This window comes from Flavobacteriales bacterium (assembly GCA_016713875.1).
Lineage (GTDB): Bacteria > Bacteroidota > Bacteroidia > Flavobacteriales_F > PHOS-HE28 > PHOS-HE28.
This window is the reverse complement of record JADJOI010000003.1, coordinates 2,538,215-2,556,415: the sequence shown is the minus strand read 5'-3', so window position 1 is coordinate 2,556,415 and position 18,201 is coordinate 2,538,215. Positions and strand designations below refer to the sequence as shown.

At 67.2% G+C, this 18,201-nt stretch carries 13 protein-coding genes; 7 read left to right on the top strand and 6 right to left on the bottom strand.

The genetic code is table 11. The features are described 5' to 3' along the window. Positions 1-211: 211 nt before the first annotated feature. Together IPJ87_12415 and IPJ87_12410 are read right to left on the bottom strand one after the other, a co-directional pair. On the bottom strand, positions 212-1,555 hold the full coding sequence (locus IPJ87_12415) for a hypothetical protein (GenBank protein ID MBK7942656.1): 1,344 nt from the start codon (positions 1,553-1,555) through the stop codon (positions 212-214). Further along, complete coding sequence (locus IPJ87_12410; protein MBK7942655.1) at positions 1,524-5,528, bottom strand: hypothetical protein; 4,005 nt, start codon at positions 5,526-5,528, stop codon at positions 1,524-1,526. Before IPJ87_12410 ends, IPJ87_12415 begins: the two co-directional genes overlap by 32 nt. 308 nt (positions 5,529-5,836) lie before the next feature. Between IPJ87_12410 and IPJ87_12405 the strand changes: the two genes are divergently transcribed. The 3 genes from IPJ87_12405 to IPJ87_12395 are packed head-to-tail and all read left to right on the top strand — an operon-like array spanning position 5,837 to position 10,982. After that, the gene (locus tag IPJ87_12405) at positions 5,837-8,371 is read left to right on the top strand and encodes a TonB-dependent receptor plug domain-containing protein (GenBank protein ID MBK7942654.1); all 2,535 of its coding nucleotides are present in this window, start codon (positions 5,837-5,839) and stop codon (positions 8,369-8,371) included. Positions 8,372-8,373: 2 nt separating this feature from the next. Further along, positions 8,374-9,609 (top strand): choice-of-anchor J domain-containing protein, encoded by a 1,236-nt coding sequence (locus IPJ87_12400; protein ID MBK7942653.1) that lies wholly within the window; start codon positions 8,374-8,376, stop codon positions 9,607-9,609. 35 nt (positions 9,610-9,644) lie between these two features. Further along, a complete protein-coding gene (locus IPJ87_12395) occupies positions 9,645-10,982 on the top strand; it encodes a hypothetical protein (GenBank protein MBK7942652.1) in 1,338 nt (445 codons plus the stop codon). Between the two features lie 78 nt (positions 10,983-11,060). Here the strand turns inward: IPJ87_12395 and IPJ87_12390 are convergent, their stop codons facing one another. From IPJ87_12390 to IPJ87_12375, 4 genes are read right to left on the bottom strand one after another with little or no spacing between them, the layout of a single operon-like run. Then, positions 11,061-12,113 carry an endonuclease/exonuclease/phosphatase family protein gene (locus IPJ87_12390; GenBank protein MBK7942651.1) on the bottom strand — a complete coding sequence of 351 codons (1,053 nt, stop codon included), beginning with the start codon at positions 12,111-12,113 and terminating at the stop codon, positions 11,061-11,063. Between the two features lie 31 nt (positions 12,114-12,144). Beyond that, positions 12,145-12,777, bottom strand: coding sequence for a hypothetical protein (locus tag IPJ87_12385; protein ID MBK7942650.1), 633 nt, complete (start codon positions 12,775-12,777; stop codon positions 12,145-12,147). Next, positions 12,774-13,544 carry an alpha/beta fold hydrolase gene (locus IPJ87_12380; protein MBK7942649.1) on the bottom strand — a complete coding sequence of 257 codons (771 nt, stop codon included), beginning with the start codon at positions 13,542-13,544 and terminating at the stop codon, positions 12,774-12,776. Before IPJ87_12380 ends, IPJ87_12385 begins: the two co-directional genes overlap by 4 nt. Next, positions 13,541-14,257: a pyridoxine 5'-phosphate synthase gene (locus IPJ87_12375; protein MBK7942648.1), complete on the bottom strand. Its 717-nt coding sequence runs from the start codon at positions 14,255-14,257 to the stop codon at positions 13,541-13,543. Before IPJ87_12375 ends, IPJ87_12380 begins: the two co-directional genes overlap by 4 nt. Before the next feature lie 59 nt (positions 14,258-14,316). Between IPJ87_12375 and IPJ87_12370 the strand changes: the two genes are divergently transcribed. The 4 genes from IPJ87_12370 to IPJ87_12355 are packed head-to-tail and all read left to right on the top strand — an operon-like array spanning position 14,317 to position 18,164. Next, positions 14,317-14,979, top strand: a complete 663-nt coding sequence (locus tag IPJ87_12370) for a CBS domain-containing protein (GenBank protein ID MBK7942647.1) — start codon at positions 14,317-14,319, stop codon at positions 14,977-14,979. A 32-nt stretch (positions 14,980-15,011) separates the two neighbouring features. Beyond that, positions 15,012-16,382, top strand: coding sequence for a BamA/TamA family outer membrane protein (locus IPJ87_12365; GenBank protein MBK7942646.1), 1,371 nt, complete (start codon positions 15,012-15,014; stop codon positions 16,380-16,382). 4 nt (positions 16,383-16,386) lie between these two features. Further along, complete coding sequence (locus tag IPJ87_12360) at positions 16,387-17,277, top strand: NAD(+)/NADH kinase (GenBank protein ID MBK7942645.1); 891 nt, start codon at positions 16,387-16,389, stop codon at positions 17,275-17,277. A gap of 56 nt (positions 17,278-17,333) precedes the next feature. Further along, positions 17,334-18,164 (top strand): hypothetical protein, encoded by an 831-nt coding sequence (locus IPJ87_12355; GenBank protein ID MBK7942644.1) that lies wholly within the window; start codon positions 17,334-17,336, stop codon positions 18,162-18,164. Positions 18,165-18,201: the final 37 nt, after the last annotated feature.

The following is an 18,201-nucleotide window of genomic DNA, read 5'->3' as shown; positions in this document are numbered from 1 at the left end:
CCGAGGCAGGGTGCCAGTGCGGCGAGGGTGTAGGTGTACACACCGGCCGCATCGGTGCTCGGATCGAAGGAACCGCTGTGGGCATTGCCGAGGGGATCGGTCCAGGCACCACCGGCATCGGGCGTGCCGCCGAGCTGCGCGAAGAGGCCGACGGCAGCGCCCGCGTCACACACGGTGATCGCACCATCGGTGCCCGCATCCGGCGTGGAGGTCACCGTGACCGTGACGGTGCTCTGATCACCGAGGCAAGGCGCCAGTGCGGCGAGGGGTGTAGGTGTAGACACCGGCCGCATCGGTGCTCGGATCGAAGGAACCGCTGTGGGCATTGCCCAGGGATCGGTCCAGCTGCCGCCGGCATCGGGCGTGCCGCCGAGCTGCGCGAAGAGGCCCACTGCCGCGCCCGCGTCACACAGGTGATCGCGCCGTCCACACCGGCATCGGGCGTGCTGGTGACGGTGACCGTGACGGTGCTCTGATCGCCGAGGCAGGGCGCGAGGGCCGCCAGCGTGTAGGTGTAGACACCGGCCGCATCGGTGCTCGGATCGAACGATCCGCTGTGGGCGTTGCCCAGGGGATCGGTCCAGCTGCCGCCGGCATCGGGCGTGCCGCCGAGCTGCGCGAAGAGGCCCACTGCCGCGCCTTGGTCGCAGACGGTGATCGCACCATCGGTGCCCGCATCGGGCGTGCTGGTGACGGTGACCGTGACGGTGCTCTGATCGCCGAGGCAGGGCGCGAGGGCCGCCAGCGTGTAGGTGTAGACACCGGCCGGATCAGCAGCTGGATCGAAGGATCCGCTGTGGGCGTTGCCCAGGGGATCGGTCCAGCTGCCGCCGGCATCGGGTGCACCGCCGAGCTGCGCGAAGAGGCCCACTGCCGCGCCCGCGTCACACACGGTGATCGAGCCGTCCACACCGGCATCGGGCGTGGAGGTCAGCGTGACGGTGACGGTGCTCTGATCGCCGAGGCAGGGCGCGAGAGCGGCGAGGGTGTAGGTGTACACACCGGCCGCGTCGGTCCCCGGATCGAAGGATCCGCTGTGGGCATTGCCCAGGGGATCGGTCCAGCTGCCGCCGGCATCGGGCGTGCCGCCGAGCTGCGCGAAGAGGCCCACTGCCGCGCCCGCGTCACACACGGTGATCGCACCATCGGTACCCGCATCGGGCGTGGAGGTCACCGTGACCGTGACGGTGCTCTGATCACCGAGGCAGGGTGCCAGTGCGGCGAGGGTGTAGGTGTACACACCGGCCGCATCGGTGCTCGGATCGAAGGATCCGCTGTGCGCGTTGCCCAGGGGATCGGTCCAGCTGCCGCCGGCATCGGGTGCACCGCCGAGCTGCGCGAAGAGGCCCACTGCCGCGCCCGCGTCACACACGGTGATCGCACCATCGGTGCCCGCATCGGGCGTGCTGGTGACGGTGACCGTGACGGTGCTCTGATCACCGAGGCAGGGCGCGAGAGCGGCGAGGGTGTAGGTGTAGACACCGGCCGCATCGGTGCTCGGATCGAAGGAGCCGCTGTGCGCGTTACACGGTGATCGCACCATCGGTGCCCGCATCCGGCGTGGAGGTCACCATGACCGTGACGGTGCTCTGATCACCGAGGCAGGGTGCCAGTGCGGCGAGGGTGTAGGTGTAGACACCGGCCGCATCGGTGCTCGGATCGAAGGATCCGCTGTGGGCGTTGCCCAGGGGATCGGTCCAGCTGCCGCCGGCATCGGGCGTGCCGCCGAGCTGCGCGAAGAGCCCGACCGCAGCGCCTTGGTCGCAGACGGTGATCGCACCATCGGTGCCCGCATCGGGCGTGCTGGTGACGGTGACCGTGACGGTGCTCTGATCACCGAGGCAGGGTGCCAGTGCGGCGAGGGTGTAGGTGTACACACCGGCCGCGTCGGTCCCCGGATCGAAGGAACCGCTGTGGGCATTGCCGAGGGGATCGGTCCAGGCACCACCGGCATCGGGCGTGCCGCCGAGCTGCGCGAAGAGCCCGACCGCAGCGCCCGCATCACACACGGTGATCGCACCATCGGTGCCTGCATCGGGCGTGGAGGTCACCGTGACCGTGACGGTGCTCTGATCACCGAGGCAGGGCGCGAGGGCCGCCAGCGTGTAGGTGTAGACACCGGCCGGATCAGCAGCGGGATCGAAGGATCCGCTGTGGGCGTTGCCCAGGGGATCGGTCCAGGCACCACCGGCATCGGGCGTGCCGCCGAGCTGCGCGAAGAGACCGACCGCAGCGCCTTGGTCGCAGACGGTGATCGCACCATCGGTGCCCGCATCGGGCGTGGAGGTCACCGTGACCGTGACGGTGCTCTGATCACCGAGGCAGGGCGCGAGGGCCGCCAGCGTGTAGGTGTACACACCGGCCGGATCAGTACCTGGATCGAAGGATCCGCTGTGGGCGTTGCCGAGCGGATCGGTCCAGCTGCCGCCGGCATCGGGCGTGCCGCCGAGCTGCGCGAAGAGCCCGACCGCAGCGCCTTGGTCGCAGACGGTGATCGCACCATCGGTGCCCGCATCGGGCGTGGAGGTCACCGTGACCGTGACGGTGCTCTGATCACCGAGGCAGGGCGCGAGGGCCGCCAGCGTGTAGGTGTAGACACCGGCCGGATCAGCAGCGGGATCGAAGGATCCGCTGTGGGCGTTGCCCAGGGGATCGGTCCAGGCACCACCGGCATCGGGCGTGCCGCCGAGCTGCGCGAAGAGACCCACCGCAGCGCCCGCATCACACACGGTGATCGCACCATCGGTGCCCGCATCCGGCGTGCTGGTGACGGTGACCGTGACGGTGCTCTGATCGCCGAGGCAGGGCGCGAGGGCTGCCAGCGTGTAGGTGTACACACCGGCTGCATCGGTGCCCGGATCGAAGGAACCGCTGTGGGCATTGCCCAGGGGATCGGTCCATGCACCACCGGCATCGGGTGCACCGCCGAGCTGCGCGAAGAGCCCGACCGCAGCGCCTTGGTCGCAGACGGTGATCGCGCCATCCGCACCGGCATCGGGCGTGCTGGTGACCGTGACGGTGACGGTGCTCTGATCACCGAGGCAGGGCGCGAGGGCCGCCAGCGTGTAGGTGTACACACCGGCCGCATCGGTGCCCGGATCGAACGATCCGCTGTGGGCGTTGCCGAGGGGATCGGTCCAGCTGCCGCCGGCATCGGGCGTGCCGCCGAGCTGTGCGAAGAGGCCGACGGCAGCACCCGCGTCACACACAGTGATCGCACCATCGGTGCCTGCATCCACATCCGCGTTCTCCACCACGGTGACGGTGGCCTGCGCGTTGGTGCAGGGCGCCACGCCGGTCACCGTGTAGGTATAGACGCCCGGCGCCATGGTGGCCGGATCGTAGTTGCCACCGACCACGGGGCTGGGTCCGGCCCAGGCACCACCGGCCTGCGGGGTGCCACCGAGCTGGGCCAGCAGGCTGACGGCGGCGCCGTTGCCGCACACCGTGAGGTTGCCGTTGGTACCCGCGTTGGTGGCCGCGTTCTCCACCACGGTGACGGTGGCCTGCGCGTTGGTGCAGGGCGCCACGCCGGTCACCGTGTAGGTATAGACGCCCGGCGCCATGGTGGCTGGATCGTAGTTGCCACCGACCACGGGGCTGGGTCCTGCCCAGGCACCACCGGCCTGCGGGGTGCCACCGAGCTGGGCCAGCAGGCTGACGGCGGCGCCATCACTGCACACGGTGAGGTTGCCGTTGGTGCCGGCGTTGGTGGCCGCGTTCTCCACCACGGTGACGGTGGCCTGTGCGTTGGTGCAGGGCGCCACGCCGGTCACCGTGTAGGTATAGACGCCCGGCGCCATGGTGGCCGGATCGTAGTTGCCACCGACCACGGGGCTGGGGCCGGCCCAGGCACCACCGGCCTGCGGGGTGCCACCGAGCTGGGCCAGCAGGCTGACGGCGGCGCCGTTGCCGCACACCGTGAGGTTGCCGTTGGTGCCGGCGTTGGTGGCCGCGTTCTCCACCACGGTGACGGTGGCCTGTGCGTTGGTGCAGGGCGCCATGCCGGTCACCGTGTAGGTATAGACGCCCGGCGCCATGGTGGCCGGATGCGTGGTGCCACCGACCACGGGGCTGGGTCCGGCCCAGGCACCACCGGCTTGCGGGGTGCCACCGAGCTGGGCCAGCAGGCTGACGGCGGCGCCGTTGCCGCACACCGTGAGGTTGCCGTTGGTACCCGCGTTGCTGGCCGCGTTCACCACCACGTTCACCGTAGCAGTGGCGTTCACGCAGGAATTGCCCACCGTGTAGGTGTAGATCCCTGGCGGATCGGTGCCGGGTACGAATGTGCCGCTGTGCGGGACCCCTCCCGGTCCCTGCCAGGTTCCTCCCGCATCCGGTGTACCGCCGAGGCTGGCGAAGAGGTTCGCGTTGCCACTGGACGTGCACAGGTTCAGCACGCCATTGGTACCGGCATCCGGCAGCGGTCCTCCGCCCTGGGTGGAGATGATGTTGATCGATGTGGACGCCACGTTCTCGATCGGACAGTTGCCATCCCGCGCCTCCACATAGACGTTCACCGGGGTGTTGTTGATGTCACCGGTCCAGCACAGCGTGCCGGTGGCCGGGTTGGTGCCAGTGATGGTGAAGGTGGCGCCGGGCAATAGCGCCGTGGCGTTCGAGGATAGCGTCAGCACGGTACCGGGATCGGCATCACTGAACACCACGTCCACGCAGAACGCCTCGCCGTCGCAGACCTCGATCGAGTTGCTGCCGAGCAGGAGGCCACCCGTATTGTTCACCAAACCGCCTGTCGTGGGCGCGTTGCCCGTGCAGTTCATCACCACGAACATCTGATCGCGCATCACCGAGCCGATCAGGTTGCCGTTGGCGTCGAACTCCTGCACCAGCACGGCCACCACGTAGTTGCCCTGCAGCGCCGCGTTGAACGTGAGCTGGCCTGTGGTGGGGTCCAACGTGATCCCTGGGATCGGCGCTCCGCCATTGTAGCCGATGGCGTAGGGCACCGAGGTGGGCGCCGGCGCCGCAAAGCGCGCGTTGATCAGTGAATATACAATGGTGTGCCCGTCGGGTTCGGTGACCCCGTAGTTGTAATTCACCGTCTGACCCCGGCACACATAGGGGATGGACAGGTCGATGAACACCGGGGAATTGTTGCACGGAGCGGTGGCGTTGTCGAGCATCGCCTCCAGGTACATCCCAGGGGTACCGGTGAGGTTCACCGTCGTGTTCCGGCAGCAGATCGACCAGCTGATCGTCCAGTCGTCACACGCCGCCAGGTTCACCACCGTCTGGAACTGATAGTGCTCAATGCCGGGCAGCGCCCCGCCATTGCACGTGCTGTTGGGCAGGGAGGTGGGGCAGAGCTGGGAGACCTCCGTTCCCGGCGGGACGGGAAGCGCGTTCAGCGTGAAGGTGGTGCCGCAATCGCTCTGGAAGGTCAGGTTCTGCGGGATCGGGTCCACCCCGGAGCAGTCCACGAAGAGGTCCAGGTTCACCAGATACTGGTTCCCGCCCAGGCACTGGTAGGTGATGCTGCCGCCTGAATAGTGGTTCGCACCGGCCATCCCGCTCAACGCTGCGGTAAGGACCACCCACACGGCGCGAAGCGCTTGGGGCCATCGGGTGATGAGCGAGATCATGGAGTGGGGCGGGAGCACCTGCGGATCAACCCGCGAAGGTACGGTTTGGAGTCGCTGAAATCCAGTCACTTGTCATGCACAGTGCCGTGTTCATGCCCACCGGGCCGGTCGTGTGCATCGTTAACTTCCCCGTAACCCCGGGTTCCCGGAGGGATACTGTACTTTTGCCGCCCTTATCCGATCGCGTGAAACCGGCCATCCGACCCTTGGGGACGTTAGGACGCATCAAGCCGGTGTCCGGTTCGCTCGCCTGGTCCTTCCTCTTCCTTGCTCTTCCCTGCTCCTTGTCCGCCCAAGTGGTCGATTCCGTGGAGATCGGAGCCGCGGGTGATAGCTCCCGTATCCTTCAGGAACGGGTGCCGGTGTACACGGTGACCTCCAGCGACCTGGAATCCGAGCTGGGCTCCCAGGACATCTCGGGGATCCTGCAGTCGTCCCGCGATGTGTTCGCCAACACAGCAGGTCTAAGCTGGGGTCCGGCCCGGTTCCGGATCCGTGGCCTCGACGGCGAGAACACTTCTGTGCTCATCAACGGCATCATGGTGAACGACCCGGAGGCCGGTTGGGCCACCTGGAGCCAGTGGGGCGGTCTGAACGACGTGACGCGCTACATGGAGATCCGCACGGGGTTGTCCGCCTCGCGCCTCGTGTTCGCGGGCATCGGTGGGTATTCCGCCATCAATGCCCGGGCCAGCGATCAGCGGCGGGGCACCCGCATCTCCTACGCCCTCAGCAACCGGGCCTACGACCATCGCGTGATGGTGACGCACAGCACCGGCATGATGAAGACGGGCTGGGCGGTGAGCGCCTCGGCCAGCTGGCGCTATGCGAACGAAGGCTACGCCGAAGGCACCTTCTTCAACGCCGCCGCCTACTTCCTCAGCGTGGAGAAGAAGCTCAACGACCGGCACCGCATCGGCTTCACCGGCTTCGGCGCCCCGATCCGCCAGGGCCGTCAGGGCCTGGCCGTGCAGGAGGCCTACGACCTCACCGGCAACAACTACTACAACCCTTTCTGGGGCTATCAGAACGGCGAGAAACGCAACGCCCGTGTGAGCTATGACCATAAGCCGATGGCCATCCTCACGCACTACTTCACACCGGACGAACGGACCACCTGGACCACCAGCCTGTATTACACCGCCGGACGCGACGCCCAGACCAACATCAACTGGTTCGATGCGAAGGACCCGCGTCCGGATTACTACCGCTACCTGCCCAGCTACTACGCGGAGAGCGATCCCGCAGAGGCTGCACGACTGACCGAGGCCTGGCAGAACGGAAGCGCCGGTCAGATCGACTGGGACCAGCTCTATTTCGCCAACCGCAAGAACCTGTACACGGTGCAGAACGCCGATGGCATCGCAGGCCTCAACATCACCGGCAACCGTAGCAAGTACATCGTGGAGGACCAGCGCAACGACCCGCGCCGCTTCGGCCTCAATAGCGTGTGGTCCAAGGCGCTGGACGACCACACCCAGCTCACCGCCAGCGTGGGCTATCACGACCATGTGACGCACAACTACCGCGTGGTCGATGACCTGCTGGGCGGCGACTTCTGGGTGGACGTGGACCAGTTCGCCGATCAGGTCTCGGCCGACCCCGCGGTGGCCCAGAACGACCTCAACCGGCCCAACGCGGTGATCACCGTCGGTGAGCGGTTCGGGCACGACTACGACATGCATGTGCGGCAGGCGACGGGCTTCGTGCAGTTCGAGCGCCGCTGGCAGCAGGTGGAGGCGTACGTGTCCGGCATGCTGGGCCATCAGTCCTTCTTCCGCGAAGGGTTCATGGTGAACGGTCGCTTCCCGGACAACTCGTTCGGGAAGTCGGAGGTGCAGGGCTTTCTGCACTACGGCCTGAAGGCGGGCGCCGTGTACAAGCTCAGCGGCCGGCAGTTCGTCACCCTGAACGGCGCCTACCTCACCCGACCGCCCCTGGCTCGGTGGGCCTACTTGTCGCCGCGCACCCGCGACGCGGTCGTCCCCGGTCTTACCACCGAAAAGGTGAGCAGCGCCGACCTGAGCTACGTGGTGCGCTTCCCCCGCCTCAAGGGTCGGGCCACCGTGTACTGGGCCAATATCGCCGATCAGGTGTGGGCCCGCTCCTTCTTCCACGATGAGTACCTCACCCTGGTGAACTACACCATGCGCGGGGTGGACCAGCGGCACACCGGGGCGGAACTGGGCCTGGAGGCCAATGTCACCTCCACCCTCAGCGTGAACGCCGTCCTGGGAACGGGCCGATTCGTGTACTCCAGCCGGCCACAGGCCACCATCACCCGCGACAACAGCGAGGAGGTGTTCGCCACGGACCGCACCGTCTATTGGACCAATTACAGGGTGGGCGGGATGCCGCAGACCGCCGCCTCGCTCGGTCTGCGTTACAACAGCCCCAAGTTCTGGTTCATCAGCCTCACGGCGAACTACTTCGCCGACATCTACCTGGACCCCAATCCGGACCGCCGCACCGCCGAAGCCCTGGAAGGACTGGCGGTGCAGGATCCCCAATGGAACGAGCTCCTGGAACAGACCAAGCTGGACAACGCGTTCACCCTGGATCTCTTCGGAGGCAAGTCGTGGATGGTGCAGCGCAAGTACCGCATCGCCCTGAACGTGTCGGTGAGCAACCTGCTGAACAACCAGGACTTCGTGGTGGGCGGCTTCGAGCAGCTGCGCTACGAACGGATGGACGTCGGCAAGTTCCCCCCGCGCCTGAGCTACCTCTTCGGTCGCACCTATTTCGCCATGCTGAGCATCGGTTTCTGATCATGAAGCACCTGACCCACACCCTGTCCGCCGCCGCCGGCCTGGCCCTAATGCTGCTGTTGAGCGGCTGCGACAAGGAGCTCGACACCCCGCCGGAGCGCACCCTGCCCACCGGATCGGTGCTCAGCATCAAGCGGCTGCGCGACCTGCACGCCACCACCTTCGCCTACCTCCCGCACCGCTTCACGGGCGACTCGTCCGTCTATGGCGTGGTCACCGGCGATGAGACGAACGGCAATCTGTACAAGAACATCTACATGCAGGACGATACCGCGGGCATCGTGCTGCGCCTGAAGAACAGCGGTGGGTTATACGCCGGAGACCGCATCCGCATCTACCTCAAGGGCACCACGTTGAGCAGCTACGCTGGCCTGCTCCAGCTCGATTCGGTGGACGTCGACAACAACGTCATCAAGCAGGAGACCCTGGTGCCGGTGGCGCCCAAGGTGGTGTCCGTCACGCAGGTGACGCCCGCCCTGCAGGGCCAGCTCATCCGCCTGGACAGCGTGCAGTTCATCGCCGACGAGGCCAACGGGGTCACCACCTGGAGCGATGCCATCAACCAGAGCAGCGTGAACCGCACCCTGGAGGACTGCGACGGCAACACCATCATTGTGCGCACCAGCGGCTACGCCAATTTCGCCGCGCAGGTGCTTCCACAGGGCAACGGCTCCTTCACCGCGGTGGTGGGCCAGTTCGGCAGCGACATGCAGCTCTTCGTGCACGACCTGTCGCTGGTGCAGCTCACGGGCCCGCGTTGCGGCGCCTTCGGCATCCAGCTGCTCCTGAAGGATTTCGAGGATGGCAGCGCCACCTCGGGCGGATGGACCCAGCAGCAGGTGACCGGGACGGTGGGATGGACGGCGACGGCCGGCTACGGTTCGATCACCAACAACAGCGGCGGGGTCTACACTACCTGTGAGACCTGGCTCATCAGCCCATCCGTCAACCTCAGCGCCACCACGGCCCCGGTGCTCAATTTCGAAACGTCCGTGGCCTTCTCAGGCGCGCCCTTGGTAGTGCTGGTGAGCGCGAACTACAGCGGCGGCGCTCCGTCCACGGCGACCTGGACCGCGCTGAGCCCGGCCCTCGCCGCCAACGCGACCTGGACCCCCTCCGGCGGCCTCGACCTGATCCCGTACATCAGCGGCAACTTCCGGCTCGCCTTCAAGTACACCGGCACCAGCACGGATGGCCGCCGCTGGAACCTGGACGACATCGTGATCACCGACAACTGACCCGTTTCCCTCCCGCACCCCCTAACCCATCACCGATGAAACACGTTACTCTTCTCACCGCACTGTTGCTGGGGCTTTCCGCCCAGGCGCAGACGATCGTGGCCACCAGCTTCGAGAGCTGGACCGGCAACGTGCCGGACGGCTGGGTGGGCAGCAAGACCAACCTTGCCGCCGACAGCATCCAGCAGGCCGATCAGAACATTCAGTTCGGCACCTACGCGGTCCGCATCGTGAGCGCCACCAACACCCACAAGCGTTTCACCACCACGAGCCAGAGCGTGACCACCGGCACGGCGTACAACATCAGTTTCTACGCCCGTGGCAACGGGGAGATCCGCACCGGCCTGTTCGATGGCCGCTCCACGGGCTTCGGCTACGCTCCGTACAACCCCTATATCACCGTCAACGGCACCACCTGGACACCCTACAGCCAGCAAGTGGTGGCCGACAACGACACCATCGACGGGGAGTTCATCCTCAGTGTGCGCAACACCCTGGCCGCCGGTGGCCATCTGGAGGTGGACAGCGTGCGCATCTGGACCGGAGCGGTGAATCCTCCGACCGATGCGAGCATCTACCAGATCCAGTTCACCACCGACCCGAACGGAGCCTCGCCGCTCGTGGGCCAGACGGTGAACACCGGCGGCGTGGTCTGCGCCGTGGGTGCCAACGGCTACTGGTTGCAGAGCGGATCGGGCCCCTGGACCGGCCTCTTCGTGTTCGACAGCTCACCGGTGGCCCTGGGCGATAGCCTCACCCTCACCGCGCTGGTGGAGGAGTACTTCAACCAGACCCAGCTGAGCGATGCCGCCAACGTGAACATCGTGTCGCCGGGCAATCCGGTGGAGGTGCTTGCCGCCACTACCGGTACCGTGGGCCAGGAGCAGTGGGAGGGTATGCTGGTGCAGGTGACCAACGCCGATTGCACCAACGACGACATCGCGAACAACTTCGGTCAATGGACGATCGATGACGGTTCGGGCGCAGTGCTGGTGAACGACCTCATTTACGCCTACACCCCGACGCTGGGCGTGAACTACGACGTCACCGGCCTGGTGTCGTACAGCTTCAGCGAATGGAAGATCGAACCGCGCTTCGCCGCCGATGTGGCGGTCTCCACCGGGCTCAAGGAGCAGCTGCTGGCCGCCACGCAGGTGTGGCCCGTGCCCGCCACCGACATCCTCACCGTGGAGGTGCGGGTGCCCGGTGTCCGTTTCCAGGTGCTGGACGCCACCGGCCGCTTGGTGAACGAGGGCTCCTTCAGCGCCCTGCGCAGCACGCTCCCGGTCGCCGACCTCCAGGCAGGGCTCTACACCCTGATGCTCGCCCGCGATGAGGCCCGCAGCAGCGTGCGCTTCACGGTCGTGCGCTGATCGGCATCCTCCGAAGTCGAAGGGCCCCGGTGCACGCGCACCGGGGCCCTCGCTTTTCCGTGCCACCGTGTCCTTCGCTCAGCGCACCGGCCGCACGAGGATGATGTACACCGGGAAGTGGTCGCTCCACCCGTTGGCCCAGGTGTCGCCCACGAAGGTGCGGAAGGGGTATCCGCTGAACGCGCCATCCTGTTGGCGCAGGTAGGGCTCGTTGTATACGCGCACCCCGTAGTATCGATAGCGGTCGTCCGAGCGAGCGGCCAGGGAGGACGTCACGACGATCTGGTCGAAGAGGTTCCAGGAGTCGCGCCAGGCGAGGGAGCCGATGCCCTTGTCGTAGAGCGGCTCCATGGGGTTGAAGAGCGCGCGGCCGGTGGCCTGTTCCGGCCGGGCCACGGTCATCAGCCCACCACGCACGCTCTTGTCCACCGGGTCGTCGTTGAGGTCGCCCATGTAGATCACCCGTGCGCCGGGATCACGCTGCTGCAACGAATCGATGAGGGCGCGGCCCAGCTTGGCGGCCAGCATGCGCTTGGGCTGCGATCGCTTCTCGCCGCCTCGCCGGCTGGGCCAGTGCGCCACGATCACGTGCACGGTGTCGCCGTCCATGATGCCGCTCACCAGCAGCTGCGCGCGGGTCCGGAACGCCGTGTCCACCGGGTCCACGAGCGGCACACTCCGGTGGCCCAGCAGCGTGAAGTACCGTGGATCGTAGAGCAGGGCCACATCCACCCCGCGCCGGTCGGGTCCGTCCTCGTGCACGATCCGGTACCCGCGCTTGGCGATGGCCTCCGTCTTCACCAGGTCCTCCAGCACGCGGCGGTTCTCCACCTCGGCGAGGCCGATCACGTGCACACCGTCCGGGTGCACGTCCCTGCCCAGTTCGCCGATCACGCGACCCATTTTCTCCACCTTGGTGCGGTAACGCGTGGTGCCCCACAGCTTCGGTCCTCCCGGCAGGAACTCCGCATCGTCGGTGTCCGGCGAGTCGATCGTGTCGTAGAGGTTCTCGATGTTGTAGAAACCGATGCAGGCCGCCGTGAAGCGCTGGTCGGACTGGGCGCAGGCGACGGGCCCGCAGGCGAGCAGCAGCAGGGCGATGGGCGGAACGGAGCGATGGCGGGGACGCATGGCGGCGCAAGGTAGCCCTGTGCGGGGGTCGTCAATACCGGGGGAAGAGCAGGTCGTGGCGTTGGTTGTAGCGCCGCAGGAAGGCGAAGAGCGTGCCGGGCTCGTTGCGGGCCCGCTTGCCCAGCGCGCGGAACTCGGCCAGCAGCTCAGGGTCGTCCATCAGCGCCTGGTCCATGCCCGCCGCACTGAACGGCAGGAAAGCGCCCGTGGCCATCGCCAGCAAGCCCTGCGACTCCATCGTGTAGGTGCGGGTGCCTCCCGTGCCATAGAACGAGGGGTCCCGGTCGCGGATGACCTGTGTGTAGAGCAGGTGGCTCAAGGCACCCATGAGGCCGATGCGGTGGAAGCCCGTGGCCGTGTTGAGGTACACCACATTGTTGGAGCAGAAGCCCCAGACCGAGCGGTCGGGCACAGGGGCCGGCCGCCCCAGACTGTCGGGCAGGTGCCACGTGTCATCGCCCCGCGGGTCGATGTGCAGCCCCTGCCGATCGGTGAGCTGCTCCAGGCCGGCCGAGGGCGCGTTCAACCGGAACTCCCGGAAGGTGCGGTAGATGCCCTCGCGGAAGTCGAAGCCCGAGCTGTACGGCACCCAGACGGTGTCCATCTGTCCGGCGGCGTACAGGCCGGGCGCGAGCCAAAGAAGCAGGAACAGCGACCGCATCATGAGGCGAAGGCGCGCACCAGCCCGATCACCTCGTCGGGCGCCTGCACATGCACCCAGTGGCCGGCGAAATCGATGGTCTCCACACGCGCTTGCGGGAACTGTTCGCGCAGCTGGGGCAGGTCCTCGCGGGTGATGTAGTCGCTCTGCCCGCCACGGATGAAGAGGGTGGGGGTGCGCACCACCTCCGGGCCGGCCGCGGCCAGGATGTCGTGGATGTCCTGCGCCAACAGCGGCACATTGAAGCGCCACGCCAGCTGGTCGGGGGTGGCCCAGTACAGGCTCTTGAGCAGGAACTGCACCACGCCCGGCTCGCGGATCAGTGTGGACAGATGGTCCTCCACCTCCTTGCGGGTGCGGAGTTGCTCAAGGTCGCACGTGGTGAGCGCTTGCAGGATGTGGGCGTGACGATGGGGCGGATACTCCCGCGGCCCCATGTCGATCACCACCAGCCGGTGCAGCAGGCCGGGGTGCCGCTGCGCCAGCACCATGCCCGCCTTTCCGCCCATGCTGTGGCCCACCACCACCGGATCGCGCAGTCCCAGGTCGTCGATCAGTGCGGCCACGTCATCGGCCATCAATGCATAGGTGATGCGGTCGGTGTGGGGTGAGCGTCCGTGGTCGCGCTGGTCCACCAGCACCACATCGAAGTCGTCGGCCCAGGCCTTGCCGATGCTGTTCCAGTTGTCGCTGCTGCCGAAGAGACCATGGAGCACCACCAGGGGACGACCCTGGCCCATGCGGCGATGATGGAGCGGGACGGTGCTCATGAACGGAGTTCGCGGAGATAGAGCTGCACGGTGTTCTCCCAGCCGAAGTGCAGGGCGTCGCACACCAGGGCATGGCCGATGCTCACCTCCAGCAGCCCGGGCACGTGCATGTGGAAGTACCGCAGGTTGTGCCGGTCCAGGTCGTGACCGGCGTTCAGACCCAGGCCATGCATGGCCGCCGCCTGTGCGGCGCTCACGAACGGGGCCACCGCTGCATCGCGATCGTTGTGGTATCCCGCTGCAAAGGGTTCGGTGTACAGCTCGATCCGGTCGGTGCCGGTGTCCGCCGCATGCCCCACCTGTTCGCTATCGGCGCCGAGGAAGAGGGAGGTGCGCAGACCTTCGGCATGCAGGCGTCGCACCACCTCACCGAGGAAGGTCTTCTGCGTGCGGGCATCCCAACCGGCATTGCTCGTCAGCACCCCGGGGGGGTCGGGCACGAGGGTCACCTGCGCGGGACGCACCTCGGTCACCAGGGCCAGGAAGTCCTCCGACGGATAGCCCTCGATGTTGAACTCGGTGGTGAGCACGGCCCGCAAGGCGCGTACGTCGCCGCGGCGGATGTGGCGCTCGTCCGGTCGCGGGTGCACGGTGATGCCCTGCGCGCCATGCCGCTCCAGCAACAGGGCGGTGGCCACCACGTCCGGGTTGTCGCCGCCGCGCGCGTTGCGCAGCGTGGCCACCTTGTTGATGTTGACACTGAGGCGGGTCATGCGATGCACTACCTTGGGCGCGGCAGGCGGCGCCGAAAATACGCCGGTGCCCAGGGCCCATGCACGCCAGCGACCTCATCGCCCCCGATCTTCCGCCCCTTCGGCCGGACGACACCGTGGGCCGTGCGCTCGATTGGATGGAGGAGTTCAAGGTGCGCCACCTGCCCGTCACGGAGAACGGCCGGCTGGTGGGCCTGGTGCGCGATACCGACCTGGTGGACCGCAACGATGCCAAGGCCCCGGTGCGCGAGCTGATGGGCCAGGCCGAGCTGCCCTACGTGCGCGAAGGCCAGCACATCTATGACGTGATGAAGCTGATGGCCGAGCGCGGCCTCACCGTGCTGCCCGTGCTGGACCCCACGGGCACGTACCTCGGCGCCATCAACGAGCATGAGGCGCTGCGCCGACTGGCCGAGGCCATCAACATCGGCGAACCGGGCAGCGTGCTGGTGCTGGAGATGAACCAGAACGATTACAGCCTCCAGCGCATCGCCGGCATCGTGGAGAGCAACGGCGCCAAGCTCCTCAGCGTGTACAACCGCACCCTGCCCGAGGGTCCACGCCTGGAGGTGACCCTGAAGGTGAACCGGGAGGACATCAGCGACATCCTGCAGTCCTTCGAGCGGTTCGACTACTTCGTGAAAAGCACCTACCAGGGTTCGAAGTTCCACGAGGACCTGCGCGGCCGCTACGACGAGCTGATGCGCTTCCTGGACCTGTGAGGGCCCGGTGCTCACTGCCTCTTGTTCTTGCGTTGGCCGCTGCGGTCGCGGCCCGGACCCCGGTCCGTGCCCAGCCCGATCCGGCCACCGTGCAGGTCAGCGCCGTCCTGGTGCTGGGCAACAAGGTGACGCGCGAACGCGTGGTGCTGCGCGAGCTCACCTTCCAGGAAGGTGACACCCTTTCCGAGGAGGCGCTGGCCGGAGCCGTTCGCCGCAGCACGGAGAACCTCCTCAACACCGGGCTCTTCAACACCGTACAGCTGTTGCCTGTGCCCATCGGCCCGGCCGAGGTGGTGGTGCAGGTGCATCTGAACGAACGCTGGTACCTCTGGCCGGCCCCCATCCTGGAGGTGGGCGGCGACCCCAACTTCAACACCTGGTGGCTCACCCGCGACCTGGGCCGCCTGAACTGGGGCGGTTATCTGTACCGCTACAATGTGCGGGGCATGAACGAGACCGCCTATGTGCTGGCGCAGTTCGGATACACCCAGCGTTTCGCCGCGAAGTACAGGGTGCCCTTCCTCGATCGTTCCGGGCGCTGGAGCCTGTCCGTGGGCGGCGGCTACCACCAGCAGCGCGAGATCACCGTGGGCACCGCGGACAACGAGCGCATCTTCTTCCGACCCGCCGAAGGCCATGCGCGCACCGAGTGGAACATGGAGGCCGAGCTCGGTCTGCGCCGCGCCCACGATGTAAGGCACGCTTTCCGGGTGGGCTACCGCGATGCACGTGTGCTGGACTCGGTGATATGGCGCTGGCCCGACCACTTCAACGACGGGGCCCGGCGCCTGGCGTTCGTCTCCCTCGGATACACCGTGATCCGCGACCGCCGTGACTCGCGCGTGTTCCCGCGCTCCGGGCCCTATGCCGAGCTGCGGGTGGACCGCCACGGGCTGGGGGAGCCTGATGCGCCTGACAACACGGTGCTCAATGCTACAGTGAAGGAGTGGTGGACCCCGGCCGATCGGTGGACCCTGGCCGTCGGCCTGCGCGGACGAAGCACCTTGGGTCCACCGATCCCCTACTACCTGCAGGAGGGGTTGGGGTATGCCCACTACGTGCGGGGGTACGAATACTACGTGATCGATGGGCAGCACTTCGTGCTCGGCAGGTTCAATGCCTTGTTCACCCTGCTGAGGCCCCGGATCCAGCGGTTGGGCTTCATGCCCTTGGAGGCGTTCCGCACCCTCCACCTGGCCCTGTACGTCAATGCCTTTCTCGACGGCGGACGCGTGTGGGACGATCGGTACGCCGACGCGAACCCCCTGGCCAACACGTGGATGAGCGGTGCCGGCCTCGGGCTCGACCTGGTGACCTCCTACGACCAGGTGCTGCGCGCCGAAGGCGCCGTCAATGGCCGGGGAGAGCTCGGTTTCTTCCTACATTTCACGCAACCCTTCTGACCCCATGCGGATCGCGGTCCAGGCCCGCCACCCGGAGCCCAGCACCCTGCCCTTGATCGCCGGTCTGCTCCAGGCGATGCCTGCCCAGGGCCTCACTCCCGTGGTGGACGGTCATCTGGCCACCCTGCTTGCGGCCACCGGGAACTCCGTTCCGTACAACACCTTCGATCCGGGGGGGCCGCCAGCGGGCACCGACCTGCTGTTGAGCCTGGGCGGCGACGGGACCTTCCTGCGCGCTGTGGGCCTCGTGGCGCGTAGCGGCATCCCCGTCCTGGGCGTCAACCTCGGCCGCCTGGGATTCCTGGCGGCGCTGGGCCCCGACGAGGTGCACGGGGCGCTGGGGCTGCTGGCCCAACGGCGCTTTGTGCTGGAAGAGCGGATGCTGCTCCAGGTCACCGGATGTGAGGCCGAACTGGGCGGGCAGGACCTGGCGCTCAACGATGTCAGTGTCCACAAACGGGACACATCCTCCATGATCGCCTTGCACGTGCATGCGGATGACCGGTTCCTGAACACCTATTGGGCGGACGGCCTCATCATCGCCACGCCCACGGGTTCCACGGCCTATTCCCTGAGCTGCGGAGGGCCCATCCTGGACCCCTCCTGCCATAACCTCGTCATCACCCCCATCAGCCCGCACAACCTGAACATCAGGCCCATGGTGCTCCCGGACGCCTCTGTGCTGCAGGTGGAGGCGGAGGCGCGGGAGCTCAATTACCTGGTGAACCTGGACAACCGCAGCATCACCCTCAGCGGCCGCCGGGCCATCGGGGTGCGCAAGGCCGGTCTGGTGGCCCGCATCGCCCACCTGCCCGACCACGACTTCTTCAGCACCCTGCGCCACAAGCTGAACTGGGGGCTTGATGCCCGGTCGGCCGCGGGGCCTGCGGCCTAACTTCGCCCCCGCGGGACCCGTATACCACGGCGCTCCGCACCTGCGTTACCCTGCCCATGCGCCTGGCGATAGCCCTGCTCCTTCTGGTCCCGGCGGGCGGCCTCGCGGCCCAGTCGGTCAGCGAGATCGGCATTACCGGCGGAGCGATGTACTACATCGGCGACCTGAACCCCTACAAGCACTATCCGTCCCGCACCAAGCCGGCCGGGGGGCTCATGTTCCGCTACAACTTCGACACCCGCTACGCCATCCGGGCCCAGGCGCTGTACGGTGTGCTGGAGGCCTACGACAGCGATTCGCCCGACAGCCTGCAACTGGCCCGGAACCTCAGTTTCCGCGCCAGCCTCTTCGAACTGGCCGTGCTGGGCGAGGTGAACTTCTTCAACTACCGGGGCCTGGGCAAGGACGGCCGTACGTGGACCCCCTTCGTGTTCGCCGGGGTCTGTTATTTCAGGGCGAGTCCGCGAGCGGAGCTCAATGGCACCTGGTACGACCTGCAACCCTTGGGCACCGAGGGGCAGAGTTCGCCCGAAGTACCGGGAGCGGCCAAGCCCTACAGCGTGGACCAGGTCGGGATCCCTTTCGGGTTCGGCCTGAAGTTCAACTTCGGTGGTCACGTGGACCTGCAGCTCGAGTGGGGCATGCGCCGCACCTTCACCGACCACATCGACGACGTCAGCGGCGCCTACGCCGATCCGGACCTCATCAACCCCCTGGCCGCCGAGCTCGCCGACCGCAGCGCCGACCGGGACGTGGTGGACCGCACCGGCCAGGCCCGGGGCGACGCGCAGACCCGCGACTGGTACCAGTACACGGGCCTCACCCTGTCGTACGTCCTGACCAAGTTCACGGAGTGCGACATGCTGTATTTCCAGAAACGGCGCTGATCCGGGCATTGTGCGATCTTTGCGGCCCTTCCCGCCA